We start from the raw sequence: 16592 nt of genomic DNA, 5'->3' as shown, positions 1-16592 counted from the left end.
GTCAAATAAACATCAATTTCCTGCCGGCAAACTGAATAACGGGTACTTTCCCGTCCTGTTCCTTCGATCATTTCCTGCAAGCATCGCTAATAATAGAAACTGTCCGGGTGATCTGTGTCCATGTGGAAGACAGCACCCAAGCAACAGGAGTCGATGATGGTCACACAGTTCAGCCAATATTGCGCCACCCCCGCCTTGGGAGGCCGGTCATGAATGTGAAGAAATTTACGGGCGCCTCGTCGCGCGATGCGCTGCGCAAGGTGCGCGAAGCATTGGGTCCCGACGCCGTGATCCTGTCGAACCGCCAGACCGATGGCGTGGTGGAAATCCTCGCGCTGGCCAATGACGATGCCGCTTCGCTGGCGTCGCCGCCGGCAGCGTCGGAAATGGCCCAGCCCCGTCCCCAGTTGCAGACCCAGTTCGCCACGCCGCAGCGTCCGGCCGCCCCGGCCCAGCGCCCGGCCGCGCCCCGTCCTGCCGCGCCGCGCCAGGCAGCCGGCGAGCCAGTGGACATGGCCCGCATGCAGCAGATGATGGCCAGCGCGCTGGCGCACGTCAAGGAAAACGCCGCCGCCGAGATGAGCGGCATGATGAATGAAATCCGCGCCATGCGCGGCATGATGGAAACCCAGCTGGCGGAAATCTCGTGGGGTTCGACGCAGCAGCGCGAGCCGCAAAAAGCCGTCGTGCTGCGTGAAATGCTGGCCGCCGGCTTCTCGGCCAGCCTGGCGCGCTACCTGATCGACAAGCTGCCCGCCGGCCTCGACGGTGCGCAAAGCATGCGCTGGATCAAGACCGTCCTGAGCCGCAACCTGAACACGGTCGCCAATGAAGACGCCATGCTGGAGCAGGGCGGCGTGTTCGCGCTGGTCGGCCCGACCGGTGTCGGCAAGACCACCAGCACGGCCAAGCTGGCTGCCCGCTGCGTGATGCGCCACGGCCCGGAAAAGCTGGCCCTGATCACCACGGACGCCTACCGTATCGGCGCGCACGAACAGCTGCGCATCTACGGCAAGATCCTCGGCGTGATGGTGCATTCGGTGAAGGACGAAGCGGACTTGCGCATCGCCCTGAAGGAACTCAAGAACAAGCACACGGTGCTGATCGATACCGTGGGCGTGAGCCAGCGCGACCAGATGGTGACGGAACAGGTGGCCATGCTGTCGGGCGCCGGCGCCGACGTGAAGCGTTTGCTGTGCCTGAACTCCACGGCGACGCAGGAAACGCTGAACGAAGTGGTGCGCGCGTATCAAGGCAGCGGCCTGGCCGGCTGCATCATGACCAAGCTCGATGAAGCGGCGTCGATCGGCAACGTGCTCGACGTGGTGATCCGCCAGAAGCTGAACCTGTTTTATGTGTCGAACGGCCAGCGCGTGCCGGAAGACCTGTACCTGGCCGACCGCGGCTACCTGATCGACCGCGCCTTCAAGCTCAAGCGCGACTCGGCGGCCACGCAGTTTTCCGACGCCGAACTGCCGCTCCTGATGGCGCAGGCGGCCGCCCGCAACAATGAAGCGCGCGGGGTGCACCTTGGCTAATTTCGATTTCGACCAGGCCGAAGGCTTGCGCCGCATGCTGGCCGGCCCGCAGCCGCGCGTCATGACGTTCCTCTCGGCCACGCCGCAGGACGACAAGGGCGCCATGCTGGTCAACCTGGGCGCTTCGCTCGCCTATGGCGGCAATGATGTGCTGCTGCTTGACGCCAGCGGCGGCAGCGATGGCGTGGCTGCACGCCTGGGACTGGCGCACGGCGCCAGCCTGCGCGACGTGGCGCGCCAGCAGTGCGGCCTGAACCAGGTCATCCATCAGGTGCCGCAAGGCTTCGGCGTGGCCAGCCTGGGCGCGCGCAACCACCTGATGGACAGCATGGACTATGCGGGCGAGGACGAATTGCGCCGCCTGGGCAAGACTTTCGAGGTGCTGGCGCGCCAGAGCGGCATCGTGCTGGTCGACGGCGTCGTGGCCGACGAGGGCGATTGCTTCCCCGTGCCCTTGATGGCCTCGTCGGATATCGTGGTGCAAGTGTCGACCAGCGCCACCTCGATCAAGGCGGCGTACTGCCTGATCAAGCGCCTGAGCCAGGAACTGGGACGCCGTCCGTTCGGCATTCTCGTCACGGGCGCTTCCGAATCCGAGGCAAAAGTGGTATACGATAATATGGCACAGGCGGCGAGCCGCTACCTGGCCGTGAAGCTGACCTCGATGGGTTCGGTGCCTGCCGATGAATATCTGCACCGCGCGGCGCGCCTGGGCCGCAGCGTGGTCGATGCGTTTCCGCTGGCGGGCGCCTCGGTGGCGTTTCGCGGACTGGCCGAGCGGCTGGCCCGTTCGGCGGCGCCGGTGCTTGGCGGCACCTTGTACCAGACGGGGAGCCCGCACCAGTTCAGCGCCTGAATCGAACCGCAGCACCAGATAAGATGAGAAAACAATAAGCAGCCTATGTACACGGTCAAAGGGAAATCGAACAAGGACTATTTGCTGACGGAGCACATTCCGCTGGTGAAGCGTCTGGCGCACCATATGAAGGCGAAATTGCCGCCTTCGGTCGAGGTCGATGACCTGATCCAGGCCGGCATGATCGGCCTGCTCGATGCCATTAGCCGCTATGAAGAGACGCATGGCGCGCAGTTCGAGACCTATGCCGTGCTGCGCATCCGCGGCGCCATGCTCGACGAATTGCGCACCAGCGACTGGCTGCCGCGCAGCATGCGCCAGAACATGCGCAAGATCGAGGAGGCGATGAGCACCTTGCAGCAGCGCCTTGGCCATCCGCCGACGGAATCGGAAGTGGCGAAACTGCTCAAGATGTCGCTGGCCGACTACCAGGAAATGCTGGGCGACGGCGGCGGCCACCAGCTCGTGTACTACGAAGACTTTCATGACCCGGACGGCAATGACAGCTTCCTCGACCGCCACTGCGTGGACGAGGACAGCGACCCCTTGCGTTCCCTGCTCGATACCGATTTCCGGCAATCCGTGATCGATGCCATCGACGCGCTGCCACCACGCGAGAAAATACTCATGGGCCTGTATTACGAAGAAGAGCTGAACCTGAAGGAGATCGGCGCGGTGATGGGCGTATCCGAATCGCGCGTCTCGCAGCTGCATACCCAGGCCGTCGCGCGCCTGCGCGCAACCTTGAGGGAGCAGGCGTGGACTGGTCCAGCGTAATCGGGCTGGCGCTGGCGCTGGCGGGCCTGCTGGTCGGCCAGGCACTGGAAGGCGGCAAGATGGCCTCCCTGCTGCAGCCGGCCGCCTTTGCCATCGTCATCATCGGCACCTTCGGCGCCGTGCTGCTGCAAACGCGGTTGCGCACTTTTGTCCGCGGCCTGGAAATGCTGCGCTGGGTCTTCCTGCCGCCCGCCGACACGCGCGCCGCGCTGGCGCGCGATATCGGGCAATGGAGTCTGACGGCGCGCCGCGACGGCCCGCTGGCGCTCGAGCGCCTGATGGAAAACACGGCCGACCGCTTCAACGCCAAGGGCTTGCGCATGATCGTCGATGGCATCGCGCCCGACAAGCTGCGCCAGCTGCTCGACGTGGAAATTTCCGCCTATGAAATGGCCGAGCGCCAGGCCGTCAAGGTGTGGGAATCGGCGGCCGGCTATTCGCCCACCATCGGCATCCTGGGCGCCGTGCTGGGCCTGATCCACGTGATGGAAAACCTCACCGACCCGAGCAAACTGGGCAGTGGCATCGCCGTGGCCTTCGTCTCGACGATTTATGGCGTGGGCCTGGCCAATCTGCTGTTCCTGCCGGTGGCGAACAAGCTCAAGGCCATCGTCTCGCGCCGCGTGCTGCAGTATGAAATCACGGCCGCCGTGCTGTACGACATCGCCACGGGCGACCATACGCGCATCATCGAAGAGCGCGTGTCCAGCCTGCTGCACGAGCACTGATCATGATGCGGCGCGCGCGCAGGAAGTATGACGAGGAACCGGACAACCAGGACCGCTGGCTGATTTCGTACGCCGACTTCATCACCTTGCTGTTCGCGTTCTTCGTCGTGATGTACGCGATTTCGCAAGTCAACGAGGGCAAGTACCGCGTCTTCCAGAATGCCATCGGCCAGGCCTTCAGCCTGGAAAAGGGCGCGCCGCCCATCATCATGGAAGCGCCGCAGGCGATCCCGCTGCCGAACCCTGCCCTGAAACGCCGCACGGAAGCGATCCGCCGCGAGCGCGAGCACATGACGCGCCTGGCGCAGGACCTCACATCCACGCTGGCGCCGCTGGTCAAGGAAGGCAAGGTGCGGGTCACGCAGACGAGCCGCGGCGTGAGCGTGGAAATCAATGCCAGCGTGCTGTTCGACCCGGGCGCGGCGCGCCTGACGGCGGAATCGGACCAGGCCCTGCGCGCCGTCGCCGTGCTGCTCAAGGATGACACGCACGACGTGCAGGTGGAAGGGCATACGGACGTGCAGCCGATCAGCAATTCCAATTTTGCCTCGAACTGGGAATTGTCGGCCGCGCGCGCCAGCGCCGTGGTGCGCCTGTTCATCGCCAGCGGCGTGCAGGCGTCGCGCCTGACGGCGGTGGGCCACGCCGACAATATCCCCGTGGCGCCCAACGAAACCCCGGAAGGGCGCGCGCGCAACCGCCGGGTCGCCGTGACGATCCTCTCGGGCATCCCGGAAACGGTGACGGAAGTGCCGACGGCGCCTGTGGCGCCGGCACCGGTTCCCGCCAACTGAACGCCGCCGCTTGCTACAAGCGCGGCCATCTTTCCTTTATTTCTACCTATTATCTCTCCATCATGAAAAGCAGCTCCCTGGGCGGTCTCGTCTATTCCACTGAAACGGGCCGCATGTGTCCCGCCTGCCGCCAGCCGCTGGCGCAATGCGCGTGCAAGGCGCAAGCCAGGACGGCGCCGGCGGGCGATGGCGTGGTGCGCGTGTCGCGCCAGACCAAGGGCCGGGGCGGCAAGAGCGTGACCGTGGTCAAGGGCTTGGCGCTGGACGCCATCGCGCTGGCCCTGCTGGGCAAGCAGCTGCGCACGCAATGCGGCTCGGGCGGCACGGTCAAGGATGGCGTGATCGAAGTGCAGGGCGACCATGTCGAAACGGTGATGGCGGCGCTGGCCAAGCTGGGCCACCAGCCGAAAAAGGCCGGCGGCTGAGCGTGCGGAGGCGTGCGGCCTGCTGCCGTGCGCCTGTGGTAACGTGCTTTTCCTTTTATGCGCCACCTCATATGAACAGCAAACTGACCGGTATCGCCATCGCCGCTGCCATCGCGGCAGTGCTGGCGCTCGTGTACTGGCCCGCACCCGATGGCGGCGCGCCGGACGCTGGCGCCACCGCTGCCGCCAGCGCGCCGGCGGGACGCAGCCTGGCGTCGTATTTGAATATCGACGCCACCCCGGTCGCCGATGCCGCGCCCGTTGTCGTGTCCCTGGCACAGCGGCTCGAACGCCTGGGCGCCAGCGGCAAGCCGGAGGACGCGTATGCGGCCTACAACCTGATCGACGACTGCATCGTCTTCCAGCGCGAAAACCGCTTGCCGGGGATGGAATTCGAGTTGGGGCGCGAGATGACGGTGGAAGAAAAAACCGCCCAGCAGCAGCTGTGCGCGGGTCTGACGCAGCGCCAGCGCGAGGACCGCCTCGGCTACCTGGCCACTGCCGCGCAAGGCGGCGTACCGGGCGCGGCTACCCTGTTCCTGTCGGAAGGTCCGTTCGGCGACCGCAGCGCGCTGCGCAACCGTCCCGATGATCCGCTGGTGCAGGCATGGAAGCGGCAAGCCATCGCCCAGCTGACGGCGCAGGCGGATGAGGCGGAACTGACCAGCGTGTCGACCCTGATGATGGCCTACCTGCGCGATGGCGATGTGGTGCAGAAAGACGCGCCGCAAGCGTATGGCTACCTGCTGGCCCTGCGCATGGTCTACGACGACATCCTCACGCCCGGCACCACGAATCCCTACCAGGACAGCTACTGGCACTGGCTGCAAAACGAGTTGACACCCGAGCAGCAGGCCGCCGCCCTGATCAAGGCGAATGGCATCGCCGCGAAATTCCGTCAGCATACGGGCCGGCACACGCACGGTTGAGTGCGTAGACCAGCCCCTGCGCAGGGTGGCCCCTGCACAGGCTGGCCCGTGCATAAGCCAGTCCGTGCATAGGCCAGTCCGTGCATGGCGTCGCCGCACCGGCGCCAGGTCTGCCAGCTACGGCAGTGCTTGCAGGCGCCGGGTGCGGGTCAGGCAGCCGTCTTGCGGCGCCGTACGCTATACCCGATCAGACCCAGTCCTGCCAGCAGCATGCCGTAGGTTTCCGGTTCGGGCACGGCCGTGGTGATGGAAATGTCCAGCACGGAATCACGCACGCCGAGGCCGCTTGCTACCAGGGTATAGGTGCCAGGTCCCAGCAGGCCGTTGAAGGTGGAATGGGCGAAGCTGCCCAGTACGCCCGTGAACGTATCCGATTGCACCAGGTTGTTGCTGGAGTCGAACAAGTCGATGTTGACCCCGGTCAGGCGGGGACCGAATTCACTGGCACCCGTGACCAGCCAGGCGGCGTTGCCCGTGAACGATTGCACGCCGCTGCCGACCGTAAACGTGGTCGTTTGCAGCAGCGAGCCGCGCTCCGTCGTGAAGGTGTCGACGAACAAGGTGTCTTGCGCCAGCAGCGGCGTGGCCACCACGGCCGTCGATACGAGATGGTTGTAGAACACGGCTTGCGTCTCGGCCTGCGCGGCTGGCGCCAGCAGGGTGCAGCCGAGCAGCAGCGCCGCGCCAGCCTTGGTTACTGAGAGAGAGTTCATATCATGCTCCTGTGTACTTGCAGTTGAAGTGGTGTGCGTCATGGCGCAGCGCAAAAGCGCAAGCCGGACGCGTGCAATGGATTAGCTATGCCTGCGGGAATGATGTTCGTGTCGGCGAGGAAAGTCCCACCATGTATTGGTGCGGCGTATGCTAGGGATTAGCATATAGTCATCATTCCCCTCAAGTTTGAGCGTGCTCAAATGTGTGGGCGTGAAGGGGGGGCGCTGTTGTTTCTGCGTGCGGCGTTGTGGCGGGAATGCGGGCATGCCGGCTCCGCCGCAGCCTCCCTGGAGGAGGCGGCGCGGCGGTGATGTGCAGGATGGTCGTGATATGGGGCCGCTGTTCGGGACGGCGTCAGGCGGGCAACAATGGCTTATTGCTGTGCCTGTCGCTGCTGTTGCCTGCGCTGGGGGAAGACGGGAGGCGCTTAGCCGATGACGACGCGCCGGCTGGCCGTGTTTGCCATCGGTTGGCCGCTGGGACCGTAGAAATTGCCGCTTTGGGCAGTGGGACGCATGGCGTTCAGGGCGCCTTGCGTGTGCAGCATGTGTTTGTTGACCAGCAGGCTGTTCAGCCGGTTCTGCTCCTTCGCTTCGCGCGTCGTCTCGAGCAGGGCTTTCCACAGGGGCGCCGCCTCGGCGTCGCTGGTGCTGACCAGCCAGTCTTCCATGCCCGCTTCGGCGGCCGTGAAGCCCGCCGCCGCCAGCGCCTGGTGGCGTTGCGCCGCCAGCTGGCTCAATTGTCCGACGAGCGCCGTCTTGCGGGCCGTGAGCTCCGTGATTGCATCGATGTCAGCCGCAACCAGATGCCGCTGTTCTTCTTTCATCAATGCCAGCAATGTGGTCATGAGCTGTTGCTCGTCGCGCAGGCTGGAAAACGGAGTCACTGATTGCATGAGGTAACCTATCTATTTCGTGAGTGCAGCAAGTCCTTGACCGTGTCGAGGAGACCGTCCGCCACTTTTTCAGAGTTGACCTGGAACTGGCCGTCGGCGATCGCCAGCTTGATGCGTTCGACTTTCTTCGTGTCGAACACGGCGCCGCTGCCGGCAGTTGCACTGGCCGCTAATGCCTGTCCTTGCGGCGACAGGCGTACATTGTCCGACGTTGTCGGTGTTGCCTGGGCTTTCTCGGCATTCCGGGCGCCCGAGGTATTCGCGGGCGCCACCGGCAGGCCGGGATTGCTTTTAATGGTGTTATCGGTAATTTTCACAGCGTGATCCTCGTCTGGTCGAAGTCAAAAAACTCCGGGATATGTGTCTTTATCGGCACCTTCTGCCGAAACTTTAGTGCGCCAGACCACAATATCGCTGTCCATCCGAGTTTAAAAGGCGACCTCCACCATGCCGCCAGCCCGCGCCACGCCGCTGATCTGCTGGCCGCTCTGCGTGCGCACCTGTACCGTCTGACCGTCGCCGGCGCTGCCGATGGCGCGTCCTTCTGATGCCACTTGGAAACCGTTGCCGCTGGAAACGACGCGCACCAGCTGGCCCTGCATCACCACCGGCTTGCGGCGCAGGGTGTCGAGGCGCATCGGCGTGCCTGGCGGCAAGGAAATATTCGTGCTGGCGCCCACGACCTGGGCCATGTCTGTGGCGATGCCTGCCGGCAATGCTGCCAGGTCGCCCTGCATCGTCACCAGCTGGCTGGCATCGATGGCTTGCCCTTGCGCCAGCGGCACGGCGCTGGCCACATAGTCGCCCACGACGGCCACGTTCGCCTGCAGATAGATGGTCCAGTTGGAGGGGGCCGTGCAGCGCACGCCCACGGTCGTCTTGCCCCAGGCGCGCGCGCCTGGCGCCATGAAGGCTTGCGGCGCGGGGCAGGCGGCCAGGTTCAGGCGCGGATCGACGGCGCCGACGGTGACCGTCACCTTGCCCGGCAAGCCGTTGCTTTGCACTTGCAGGAATTGTTCCACGCTGTTGCGCAGCGCTTCCGGCGTCTGCCGGCCGGCGTTTTGCGCCTGCGCCAGCAGTGGCAGGGCGGCAAGAGCGAAGAAGAAAGCAAGCGGTGTTTTCATGGTATAGGCCTCTGGAATAGTGCCATGATAGTGCGCGCCGCCCCGTTTGAAGCGACGATTAAGGGGTAAAAGTACGGTCTGATCCGGCGATGGTCTTGCCGGCGGGCGCCGTACTATGTTTCCTGTCATCACTATACCGCCATCCTTCCGCCATCTCAGGCGCCAGTGGCAGATCTTTCCGAAGCCTGACATGATAGGGAAACTCGACGATTACATGCGCTTCAACGAGACGGCGCTGAGCCTGCGCTCGACGCGCCAGGAATTGCTCGCCTCGAATATCGCCAATGCCGACACGCCCAACTACAAGGCGCGCGACGTCGATTTCGCCAGCGCGCTGAAGGGAGCGATGGCGCGCAAGGATGGCGTGCAGCCGGCCCTGAAGGGCACGGCGCCGCAGCATATGCCGGGCAAGGGCGTCGCCGCCGCCGTGGGTGGCAGCACGGGCGGCAAGGTCGAGACCCTGGCCGACGGCACGCCGCTGCTGTACCGCGCGCCGGCCCAGGGCGCCGTCGATGGCAACACGGTCGACATGGACCTCGAGCGCAATGCCTTTGCCGATAACGCCATCCGCTACGAGGCGGCCGTAACGTTCCTCAACTCGCAGATCAAGGGCATGCTGACGGCCATCCAGGGAGGACAATAATCATGTCGCTATTTAATATTTTCAATGTTTCCGGTTCGGCCATGAGCGCCCAGGCGCAGCGCCTGAACACGGTGGCCAGCAACCTGGCCAATGCCGACAGCGCCACCAGCGCCACGGGCGAAGCCTACCGCGCCAAGCAGGTGGTGTTCGAAGCCGTGCCCATGGCCAACGGCGCCACGGCCGTCAAGGTGCAGAAGGTGATCGAAGATCCGTCGCCAATGAAGCTGGTCTACGACCCGAAGAATCCGCTGGCCGACGAGAAGGGCTACGTCACCATGCCCAACGTGAATACGGTCGACGAGATGGTCAACATGCTGTCGGCCTCGCGCTCGTACCAGACCAACGTGGAAACCATGAACGCGGCCAAGTCGCTGCTCCTGAAAACCCTCACCATCGGCCAATAAGGCTGACTGACCATTATGGCAACCATCGATACGAGCAAAACCGTCACCACCGACCTGATGGCGACGATGAATCCGAAGAAGACGACGGCCGCGAAGGGCAGCGTCGAGGAAGAAACGAACAAATTCCTGACCCTGCTGGTGACCCAGCTGCAAAACCAGGATCCGATGAACCCGCTGGACAATGCGCAGCTGACCAGCCAGTTGGCCCAGCTGTCCACGGTGACGGGCGTCAACAAGCTCAATACCACGCTGGAAACGCTCAAGACCAGCTACCAGCAAGCCGAATCCATGCAGGCGGCCAATATCATCGGCCACGGCGTCTTGACTGCAGGCAAGAGCATTAACCTGAGCAAGAGCGCGGCCCTGCTGGGCGTGGACCTGGCGACGCCGGCCGACAGCGTCAAGGTCACCATCTACAACAGTACGGGCAAGGAAGTCCATTCCATCGACCTGGGCCCGCAGGACGCGGGTACCTTGCCGCTGGGCTGGAACGGCTCCACGGCAGAGCTCGACAAGGACGGCAAGAACATCGTGCTGCCTGACGGCGCCTATACGTTCTCGGTGGAAGCCAAGCGGGGCGGCGCCAAGCTGACCGATGCGGCGGCGCTGATGTTCGGTTCGGTCGCCAGCGTGTCGACGGGCGCCGGCGGCGTGAAGTTGAATGTGCCGGGCGTGGGCAGTATCACCATGGCCGATGTGAAACAGATTTTGTAAGCCGCTCATTTGTAGCGTAGACCCTCTACCCCTATTTTCTACCAGGAGAACACAATGTCTTTCCAACAAGGCCTGAGCGGCTTGAACGGCGCCGCCAAATCGCTGGACGTCATCGGTAACAACATCGCCAACTCGGCCACCGTGGGTTTCAAGCAATCGCAGGCGCAGTTCGCCGACATCTATGCCAACTCGCTGTATGGCGTGGGCGGCAACCAGCCCGGTATCGGCGTGTCCGTGTCGCAGGTGGCGCAGTTGTTCAACCAGGGTAACCTGGAAAGTTCGTCCAATCCGCTCGACATCGCCATCAACGGCGGCGGTTTCTTCCGCACCAGCGTGAACGGCGCCATCCAGTACTCGCGCAACGGCCAGTTCCAGGTCGACAAGAACGGTTTCATCGTCAATGCCCAGAAAGCCCAGCTGACGGGCTATCCGGCCGATGTGAACGGCAAGATCCTGGCCGGCGCCACCGTGCCGCTGCAGATCGACCCGTCCGACATGGCGCCGCAGGCGACCACCAAGGTCGATACCCAGGTCAACCTCGATTCCAATTCGGCCATGCCGACCGTGGTGCCGTTCACCGTGGGCGAGCAAAAGTCGTGGACCAAGCAATTCCCCGTGCCCGTCTACGATTCGCTGGGCAACTCCCACACCATGTCCAATTTCTACGTCAAGACGGGCACCAATACCTGGGATGTCTACACGGCCACTGACGGCAAGGAAATCACCAGCGCGAAAGTGGTCGCCGCGGCGCAAACCGATGCCGCCTCGCTGGCCGCGCGCGCCGCCTATCAGGCCGCCGTCACGGCCGTGCCGCTGGTGCCCGCCAATATCACGGCCGCCGCCGTTGCCTATGGCAATGCAGCCGGTGTCGCCATACGCACTGCCGCCGCCGCGGCCGGCGCCAGCCCGGCCCAGCTGGCCGCCATCAGCGCCACCTATGGCAGCGCCGTGCCCAACGGCGTCAATTCCAGCCTCACGCCGGACCAGATCGACAGCAGGATCTCCGCGGTGACGGAAGTGCCCGCCGTGAAGTCGGCGTCGCTGGTGTTCAACAGCGTCGGCAGCCTGGACAAGGCCGCCATGCTGGCCCTGACGCCGCCGCAAACCCTGCCGGTGACGGTCAACCTGCCCGTCTTCCCCGCCACGGGCGCGAACGCGAATCTGGCGATCAAGGTCGACTTCACCAATTCGACCCAGCTCAGTTCGTCCACCAGCGAAAAGCGCACCGTGGCCGATGGCTATGCGGCTGGCCAGCTGGATCGTTTCGTCGTGGGTTCCGATGGCGTGATCCAGGGCCAGTACAACAATGGCAAGACGCGCGACCTGGGCCAGGTGGTGCTGACCAAGTTTTCCAATCCGAATGGCCTTGAGCCGCTGGGCAACAATGCCTGGGCGGAAAGCTCGACTTCAGGCAGCCCGATGACGGGCGAGCCGAGCTCGGGCGGCCTGGGCGACTTGCGCGCCTCGGCCGTGGAAGTGTCGAACGTGGACCTGACGGCGGAACTGGTCAACATGATCACGGCCCAGCGCGCCTACCAGGCGAATGCGCAGACCATCAAGACGCAGGATTCCGTCATGCAAACACTCGTCAACCTGCGTTAATAGTATCGGGGTCAGACCCGCCGGGTCTGACCCCAGCTTTCTGCCTTGGGTTGAAGGCAACAGGAGAAATAAAAAATGGACCGTCTCATCTACACCGCCGGCTCCGGCGCCAAGCACATCCTGGACAAGCAGGCGACCACGGCGAACAACCTGGCGAACGCCACCAGCACGGGTTTCCGCGCTCAGCTCGACTCGTTCCGCGCCGTGCCCGTGGTGGCCGACGGCATGATGCCGACGCGCGCCTTCGTCGTCGATTCGACGGTCGGTTCCGACTTCACGCAAGGCCCGATGCAGCACACGGGCCGCGCGCTCGACGTGGCCGTGGAAAACGGCGGCTGGATCGCGGTGCAGTCGGCCGATGGTTCCGAAGCCTACACGCGCAACGGCGCCCTGAAGCTCAATGAAAACGGCATGCTGCAGACGCAGTCGGGCCTGATGGTGCAGGGCGATACGGGCCCCATGGCCATTCCGCCCGGCGTGACGGTGGCCATCGCCAGCGACGGTACGGTGGGCACGATATCCACGGACGTGCCGCCAGGCCCGTCGACGGTGCTGGGACGCATCAAGCTGGTCAACCCGCCCGAGCAGCAACTGGTGCGCGGCGACGACGGCCTGTTCCGTCTGAAGGATGGCACGGTGGCGCAGGCCGACCAGGCCGTCAAGCTGACCACCGGTGCCCTGGAAGGCAGCAATGTCAGCCCCGTCGACTCCATGGTCAGCATGATCGCCCTGGCGCGCCAGTTCGAAACGCAAATGAGCTTGTTGAAGAATGCCGAGAATAACGCGGCGAAAGCCACCCAGATCCTCGCTTTGAATTGATGGGGGCGCCCGCATAATGGTCGCATAGAAATAGTCTAGCGCTGTTATTGGAGAAAAATCATGATTCGTTCCCTTTGGATTGCCAAGACCGGCCTGGAAGCGCAGCAGACGCAGATGGACGTGATCGCCAATAACCTGGCCAACGTCAGCACCACGGGCTTCAAGAAGTCGCGCGCCGTGTTTGAAGACTTGCTGTATCAAAATGTGCGCCAGCCGGGCGCGCAATCGTCGCAGCAGACCCAACTGCCATCGGGCCTGCAGATCGGCACGGGCGTACGCACCGTGGCTACCGAACGCATCCATACGCAGGGCAATCCCCAGGCGTCGGGCAATTCACGCGATGTGATGGTCAACGGCACGGGCTTTTTCCAGGTGCTGCTGCCGGACGGCGCCACCGCCTACACGCGTGACGGCTCCTTCCAGACCGATGCCAACGGCCAGCTCGTCACTTCCGAAGGTTTCGTCATCCAGCCCGCCATCACCGTGCCGACCAATGCGCTGAGCCTGACCGTGGCGCGCGACGGCACCGTCTCCGTCACCTTGCCCGACACTGTTGCGCCATCGCAAATCGGCTCGCTGCAGCTGACCACCTTCGTCAATCCGGCCGGCCTGGAATCGAAGGGCGAAAACCTGTACATGGAAACGGGCGCCTCCGGCGTGGCGCAGACCAACACCCCGGGCACCAACGGCGCCGGCGTGCTGATGCAGGGCTATATCGAAACGTCGAACGTCAACGTGGCCGAGGAAATGGTCAACATGATCCAGACGCAGCGCGCTTACGAGATCAACAGCAAGGCCATCACCACGTCCGATCAAATGCTGCAGAAATTGTCGCAACTTTAATTTTCATAGTCGTCATGCCATCCGCCGCCGGATGGCAGCGGAGGTTCGTCATGCAATACCCCATCATCGCCCTGTTGTCCGCAGTCCTGCTGTCCGGCTGCGCCATCACGCCCACCTCGATCGTGCAGTACCCGACCACCACGCGCGCGCCGATGCCCGAACCCGTGGTCGTCAGTAACGGCTCCATCTACCAGCCGTCGACTTATCGTCCCGCCTTCGAAGACCGCCGCGCGCGCCACGTGGGCGACACCATGACGATCGCCATCACCGAGCGCACGAATGCCGTCAAGGCGGGCGCCAGTTCCGGCAACAAGTCGGGCAGCGTGGGCTTTTCCACGCCAGGCATGCTGCAGGGCCGTCTGGGCGGCACCGTCTCGGCGAATGGCGCCACCAAGTTTGCGGACGGCGACAACCAGTCCGCCAGCAATACCTTTTCCGGCACGATCGGCGTGACGGTGATTGAAGTGCTGCCGAACGGTAATCTGATCGTGGCCGGCGAGAAACAGATCGCCATGAACAAGGGCACGGAATTCATCCGCTTCTCGGGCATGGTCAATCCCGATACCATCGGCACGGGCAACGTCGTGCCATCGACCCAGGTGGCCGACGCGCGCGTCGAATACCGTACCAACAGTCAGATCGACCGCGCCGAAATGGCCTCGATGGCGTCGCGCTTCTTCCTCAGCCTGCTGCCGTTCTGATCATGGCCACTTTTACTTTCCCCCGCTTTGCCGCTGTTTTCGGCCTGGCCATCTCCCTGCTGGCGCCCGTGGCGCAGGCCGAGCGCATCAAGGACCTGGCCAGCATCGCCGGCGTGCGCCAGAATCAGCTGATGGGCTATGGCCTCGTCGTCGGCCTCGACGGCAGCGGCGACCAGACCACGCAAACGCCATTCACCATCCAGAGCGTGGCGGCGATGCTGCAGCAGCAGGGCATTAACTTGCCGCAAGGCACCAGTTTGCAGCTGAAAAACGTGGCCGCCGTGATGGTGACGACGGCCTTGCCCGCGTTTGCCCAGCCGGGCCAGCTGCTCGACGTGACGGTCTCGTCGATGGGCAATGCGAAAAGTTTGCGCGGCGGCACTTTATTGATGACGCCATTGAAGGGCGCCGACGGCCAGGTGTACGGCATGGCGCAGGGCAACGTGCTGGTGGGCGGCGTGGGCGCGCAGGCGGCCGGCAGCTCCGTCGTCATCAATCACCTGAGCGTGGGCCGCATTTCGGGCGGCGCCACGGTCGAGCGTACCGTGCCTTCGGTGCTGGGCGCCAACAACACGATACGCCTGGAATTGAACGCCACCGATTTCGCCACGGCCAGCCGCGTGGTCGACGCCATCAACAGCCGCTACGGCGCCGGCACGGCCGCCGCGCTGGACGGGCGCGTGATCCAGGTGCAGTCGCCGGGCGGCAGCGACCAGCGCGTGTCCTTCCTGGGCCAGCTGGAAAGCATCGAAGTCAATCCGGCCCGCCTGGCGGCCAAGGTCATCATGAATGCGCGCACCGGTTCCGTCGTGATGAACCAGTCCGTGACGCTGGAAACGTGCGCCATTTCGCATGGCAACCTGTCCGTCACCATCAATGTCGAGCCGCAGGTGAGCCAGCCGGCGCCGCTGTCGGGCGGACGCACGGTGGTCACGCAGACGGCGCAGATCGATATCAAGAAGGAACCGGGCAAGGTGATGCTGGTCAAGGGCGGCGCTTCGCTGTCCGACGTGGTCAAGGCCTTGAATGCCATTGGCGCCTCGCCGCAAGACTTGCTGGCCATCCTGCAGGCGATGAAGGCGGCAGGTTCGCTGCGCGCCGAACTCGAAATCATTTGATGGACACGCCATGATCAGCCAAACCGACCTCAGCAATACCGCCGCCTATGACGTCAAGGGCATGGATGGCTTGCGCCAGTCCGCCAAGGCGAAGGACCCCGCCGCCCTGAAAGAGGCGGCCACGCAATTCGAAGCCATGTTCATCAACATGATGATGAAAAGCATGCGCGAGGCCACGCCGCAGGACGGCATCATGGATAGCCAGCAGAGCAAGATGTACACCTCGATGCTGGACCAGCAGACGAGCCAGAACCTGGCCAAGCGGGGCACGGGCCTGGCGGACGTGCTGATCCGTCAATTGTCGTCGTCGAACCAGGCGCTGGCCGCCGACGGCGCCGAAGCGCCGTCGCCCCGTTCGTCGAGCATGGCGCAGGCCCTGGCCGCGTTCCGCCAGCAGCAGGGCGCGCTGACCGAGGGTGCAGGCAGCGCCGCCGGCACCGGCAAGACCCTGAGCGACAAGGCCAACGCCACGCAGGCGCCGCACGTGCGCGCCTTCCAGGAAAAGCTGGGCGTGCATGCGGAAGAGGCGAGCCGCGCCACCGGCATCCCGGCCAAGTTCATGCTGGGCCAGGCGGCGCTGGAAACGGGCTGGGGCAAGCGCGAAATCATCAGCCGCGACGGCAGCAGCAGCCACAACCTGTTCGGCATCAAGGCGTCGAGCGACTGGAAGGGCAAGGTCACGGAAGCCGTCACCACGGAATATGTAAATGGCAAGGCGCAGCGCAAGGTGGAAAAATTCCGCGCCTACGACAGCTACGCGGACAGCTTCAAGGATTATGCGCAGTTGATTACCAACAACAAGCGCTACGAAAAAGTGCTGGCCAGCGCGGGCGACGCCAGCACGTTTGCCCAGGGCTTGCAAAAGGCCGGCTACGCGACGGACCCGAATTACGCTGCCAAATTGACAAAAATTATTAAAAATTCGCTGGTCGGCTAATTCCCCGCCTGTCCCCTGCGCAAGCCGCGCG

At 64.1% G+C, this 16592-nt stretch carries 20 protein-coding genes; 16 read left to right on the top strand and 4 right to left on the bottom strand.

Going from position 1 to position 16592, the window contains the following annotated elements:
• The first annotated feature begins 209 nt into the window (after positions 1-209).
• From flhF to JAB4_RS23720, 7 genes are all read left to right on the top strand, one after another.
• Positions 210-1538: a flagellar biosynthesis protein FlhF gene (flhF, locus tag JAB4_RS23750; RefSeq protein WP_070220172.1), complete on the top strand. Its 1329-nt coding sequence runs from the start codon at positions 210-212 to the stop codon at positions 1536-1538.
• Positions 1531-2394 carry an antiactivator of flagellar biosynthesis FleN protein gene (locus tag JAB4_RS23745; protein WP_070220170.1) on the top strand — a complete coding sequence of 288 codons (864 nt, stop codon included), beginning with the start codon at positions 1531-1533 and terminating at the stop codon, positions 2392-2394. Before flhF ends, JAB4_RS23745 begins: the two co-directional genes overlap by 8 nt.
• Positions 2395-2439: 45 nt before the next feature.
• Entirely contained in the window at positions 2440-3171 is a 732-nt protein-coding gene (locus tag JAB4_RS23740; RefSeq protein WP_010400804.1) for an RNA polymerase sigma factor FliA, read from the top strand.
• Positions 3153-3899, top strand: a complete 747-nt coding sequence (locus tag JAB4_RS23735; protein WP_046685945.1) for a flagellar motor protein — start codon at positions 3153-3155, stop codon at positions 3897-3899. The genes JAB4_RS23740 and JAB4_RS23735 overlap by 19 nt, the downstream gene beginning before the upstream one ends.
• A 5-nt stretch (positions 3900-3904) precedes the next feature.
• Positions 3905-4693, top strand: coding sequence for a flagellar motor protein MotD (gene motD, locus JAB4_RS23730; protein ID WP_070220198.1), 789 nt, complete (start codon positions 3905-3907; stop codon positions 4691-4693).
• A gap of 62 nt (positions 4694-4755) precedes the next feature.
• Positions 4756-5118 (top strand): translation initiation factor Sui1, encoded by a 363-nt coding sequence (locus JAB4_RS23725; RefSeq protein WP_070220168.1) that lies wholly within the window; start codon positions 4756-4758, stop codon positions 5116-5118.
• A gap of 71 nt (positions 5119-5189) precedes the next feature.
• Positions 5190-6047, top strand: a complete 858-nt coding sequence (locus JAB4_RS23720) for a hypothetical protein (RefSeq protein WP_070220167.1) — start codon at positions 5190-5192, stop codon at positions 6045-6047.
• Between the two features lie 149 nt (positions 6048-6196).
• Here JAB4_RS23720 and JAB4_RS23715 read toward each other — a convergent pair whose 3' ends face one another.
• The 4 genes from JAB4_RS23715 to flgA form a co-directional block, all read right to left on the bottom strand.
• Complete coding sequence (locus JAB4_RS23715) at positions 6197-6760, bottom strand: FxDxF family PEP-CTERM protein (protein WP_070220166.1); 564 nt, start codon at positions 6758-6760, stop codon at positions 6197-6199.
• A 428-nt stretch (positions 6761-7188) separates the two neighbouring features.
• Positions 7189-7656, bottom strand: a complete 468-nt coding sequence (locus JAB4_RS23710; RefSeq protein ID WP_070220165.1) for a flagellar protein FlgN — start codon at positions 7654-7656, stop codon at positions 7189-7191.
• Between the two features lie 8 nt (positions 7657-7664).
• Positions 7665-7973: a flagellar biosynthesis anti-sigma factor FlgM gene (gene flgM / locus JAB4_RS23705; RefSeq protein WP_034754089.1), complete on the bottom strand. Its 309-nt coding sequence runs from the start codon at positions 7971-7973 to the stop codon at positions 7665-7667.
• A 111-nt stretch (positions 7974-8084) separates the two neighbouring features.
• Positions 8085-8780 carry a flagellar basal body P-ring formation chaperone FlgA gene (gene flgA, locus JAB4_RS23700; RefSeq protein WP_070220163.1) on the bottom strand — a complete coding sequence of 232 codons (696 nt, stop codon included), beginning with the start codon at positions 8778-8780 and terminating at the stop codon, positions 8085-8087.
• A gap of 190 nt (positions 8781-8970) precedes the next feature.
• On the opposite strand from flgA, the gene flgB reads away from it, so the two are divergent.
• The 9 genes from flgB to flgJ all read left to right on the top strand — a co-directional run bounded on the left by flgB (position 8971) and on the right by flgJ (position 16561).
• On the top strand, positions 8971-9423 hold the full coding sequence (flgB, locus tag JAB4_RS23695; RefSeq protein ID WP_070220161.1) for a flagellar basal body rod protein FlgB: 453 nt from the start codon (positions 8971-8973) through the stop codon (positions 9421-9423).
• 2 nt (positions 9424-9425) lie between these two features.
• Positions 9426-9827: a flagellar basal body rod protein FlgC gene (flgC, locus tag JAB4_RS23690; RefSeq protein ID WP_034754081.1), complete on the top strand. Its 402-nt coding sequence runs from the start codon at positions 9426-9428 to the stop codon at positions 9825-9827.
• A 15-nt stretch (positions 9828-9842) separates the two neighbouring features.
• Positions 9843-10541 carry a flagellar hook assembly protein FlgD gene (locus JAB4_RS23685; RefSeq protein ID WP_070220159.1) on the top strand — a complete coding sequence of 233 codons (699 nt, stop codon included), beginning with the start codon at positions 9843-9845 and terminating at the stop codon, positions 10539-10541.
• Positions 10542-10595: 54 nt separating this feature from the next.
• Positions 10596-12143 (top strand): flagellar hook protein FlgE, encoded by a 1548-nt coding sequence (locus JAB4_RS23680; RefSeq protein ID WP_070220157.1) that lies wholly within the window; start codon positions 10596-10598, stop codon positions 12141-12143.
• Between the two features lie 75 nt (positions 12144-12218).
• Positions 12219-12962, top strand: coding sequence for a flagellar basal body rod protein FlgF (locus JAB4_RS23675; protein WP_034787153.1), 744 nt, complete (start codon positions 12219-12221; stop codon positions 12960-12962).
• Between the two features lie 60 nt (positions 12963-13022).
• Complete coding sequence (flgG, locus tag JAB4_RS23670) at positions 13023-13805, top strand: flagellar basal-body rod protein FlgG (protein ID WP_070220155.1); 783 nt, start codon at positions 13023-13025, stop codon at positions 13803-13805.
• Positions 13806-13855: 50 nt separating this feature from the next.
• Entirely contained in the window at positions 13856-14506 is a 651-nt protein-coding gene (locus JAB4_RS23665; protein WP_070220153.1) for a flagellar basal body L-ring protein FlgH, read from the top strand.
• Between the two features lie 2 nt (positions 14507-14508).
• Positions 14509-15624, top strand: coding sequence for a flagellar basal body P-ring protein FlgI (locus tag JAB4_RS23660; RefSeq protein ID WP_070220151.1), 1116 nt, complete (start codon positions 14509-14511; stop codon positions 15622-15624).
• Between the two features lie 10 nt (positions 15625-15634).
• Positions 15635-16561 (top strand): flagellar assembly peptidoglycan hydrolase FlgJ, encoded by a 927-nt coding sequence (gene flgJ, locus JAB4_RS23655; RefSeq protein ID WP_070220149.1) that lies wholly within the window; start codon positions 15635-15637, stop codon positions 16559-16561.
• The last annotated feature ends 31 nt before the right edge of the window (positions 16562-16592 follow it).

The sequence above is a fragment of the Janthinobacterium sp. HH102 genome (assembly GCF_001758625.2).
GTDB lineage: Bacteria > Pseudomonadota > Gammaproteobacteria > Burkholderiales > Burkholderiaceae_D > Janthinobacterium.
Note: the sequence above shows the minus strand (reverse complement) of the source record. Positions and strands in the feature narration are given on the sequence as shown.

Coding starts and splice junctions, on each gene's coding strand:
- flhF (WP_070220172.1), top strand. CDS start 210: ATGAATGTGAAGAAATTTACGGGCGCCTCGTCGCGCGATGCGCTGCGC.
- JAB4_RS23740 (WP_010400804.1), top strand. CDS start 2,440: ATGTACACGGTCAAAGGGAAATCGAACAAGGACTATTTGCTGACGGAG.
- motD (WP_070220198.1), top strand. CDS start 3,905: ATGCGGCGCGCGCGCAGGAAGTATGACGAGGAACCGGACAACCAGGAC.
- JAB4_RS23725 (WP_070220168.1), top strand. CDS start 4,756: ATGAAAAGCAGCTCCCTGGGCGGTCTCGTCTATTCCACTGAAACGGGC.
- JAB4_RS23720 (WP_070220167.1), top strand. CDS start 5,190: ATGAACAGCAAACTGACCGGTATCGCCATCGCCGCTGCCATCGCGGCA.
- JAB4_RS23715 (WP_070220166.1), bottom strand. CDS start 6,760: ATGAACTCTCTCTCAGTAACCAAGGCTGGCGCGGCGCTGCTGCTCGGC.
- JAB4_RS23710 (WP_070220165.1), bottom strand. CDS start 7,656: ATGCAATCAGTGACTCCGTTTTCCAGCCTGCGCGACGAGCAACAGCTC.
- flgA (WP_070220163.1), bottom strand. CDS start 8,780: ATGAAAACACCGCTTGCTTTCTTCTTCGCTCTTGCCGCCCTGCCACTG.
- flgB (WP_070220161.1), top strand. CDS start 8,971: ATGATAGGGAAACTCGACGATTACATGCGCTTCAACGAGACGGCGCTG.
- flgC (WP_034754081.1), top strand. CDS start 9,426: ATGTCGCTATTTAATATTTTCAATGTTTCCGGTTCGGCCATGAGCGCC.
- JAB4_RS23685 (WP_070220159.1), top strand. CDS start 9,843: ATGGCAACCATCGATACGAGCAAAACCGTCACCACCGACCTGATGGCG.
- JAB4_RS23680 (WP_070220157.1), top strand. CDS start 10,596: ATGTCTTTCCAACAAGGCCTGAGCGGCTTGAACGGCGCCGCCAAATCG.
- JAB4_RS23675 (WP_034787153.1), top strand. CDS start 12,219: ATGGACCGTCTCATCTACACCGCCGGCTCCGGCGCCAAGCACATCCTG.
- flgG (WP_070220155.1), top strand. CDS start 13,023: ATGATTCGTTCCCTTTGGATTGCCAAGACCGGCCTGGAAGCGCAGCAG.
- JAB4_RS23665 (WP_070220153.1), top strand. CDS start 13,856: ATGCAATACCCCATCATCGCCCTGTTGTCCGCAGTCCTGCTGTCCGGC.
- JAB4_RS23660 (WP_070220151.1), top strand. CDS start 14,509: ATGGCCACTTTTACTTTCCCCCGCTTTGCCGCTGTTTTCGGCCTGGCC.
- flgJ (WP_070220149.1), top strand. CDS start 15,635: ATGATCAGCCAAACCGACCTCAGCAATACCGCCGCCTATGACGTCAAG.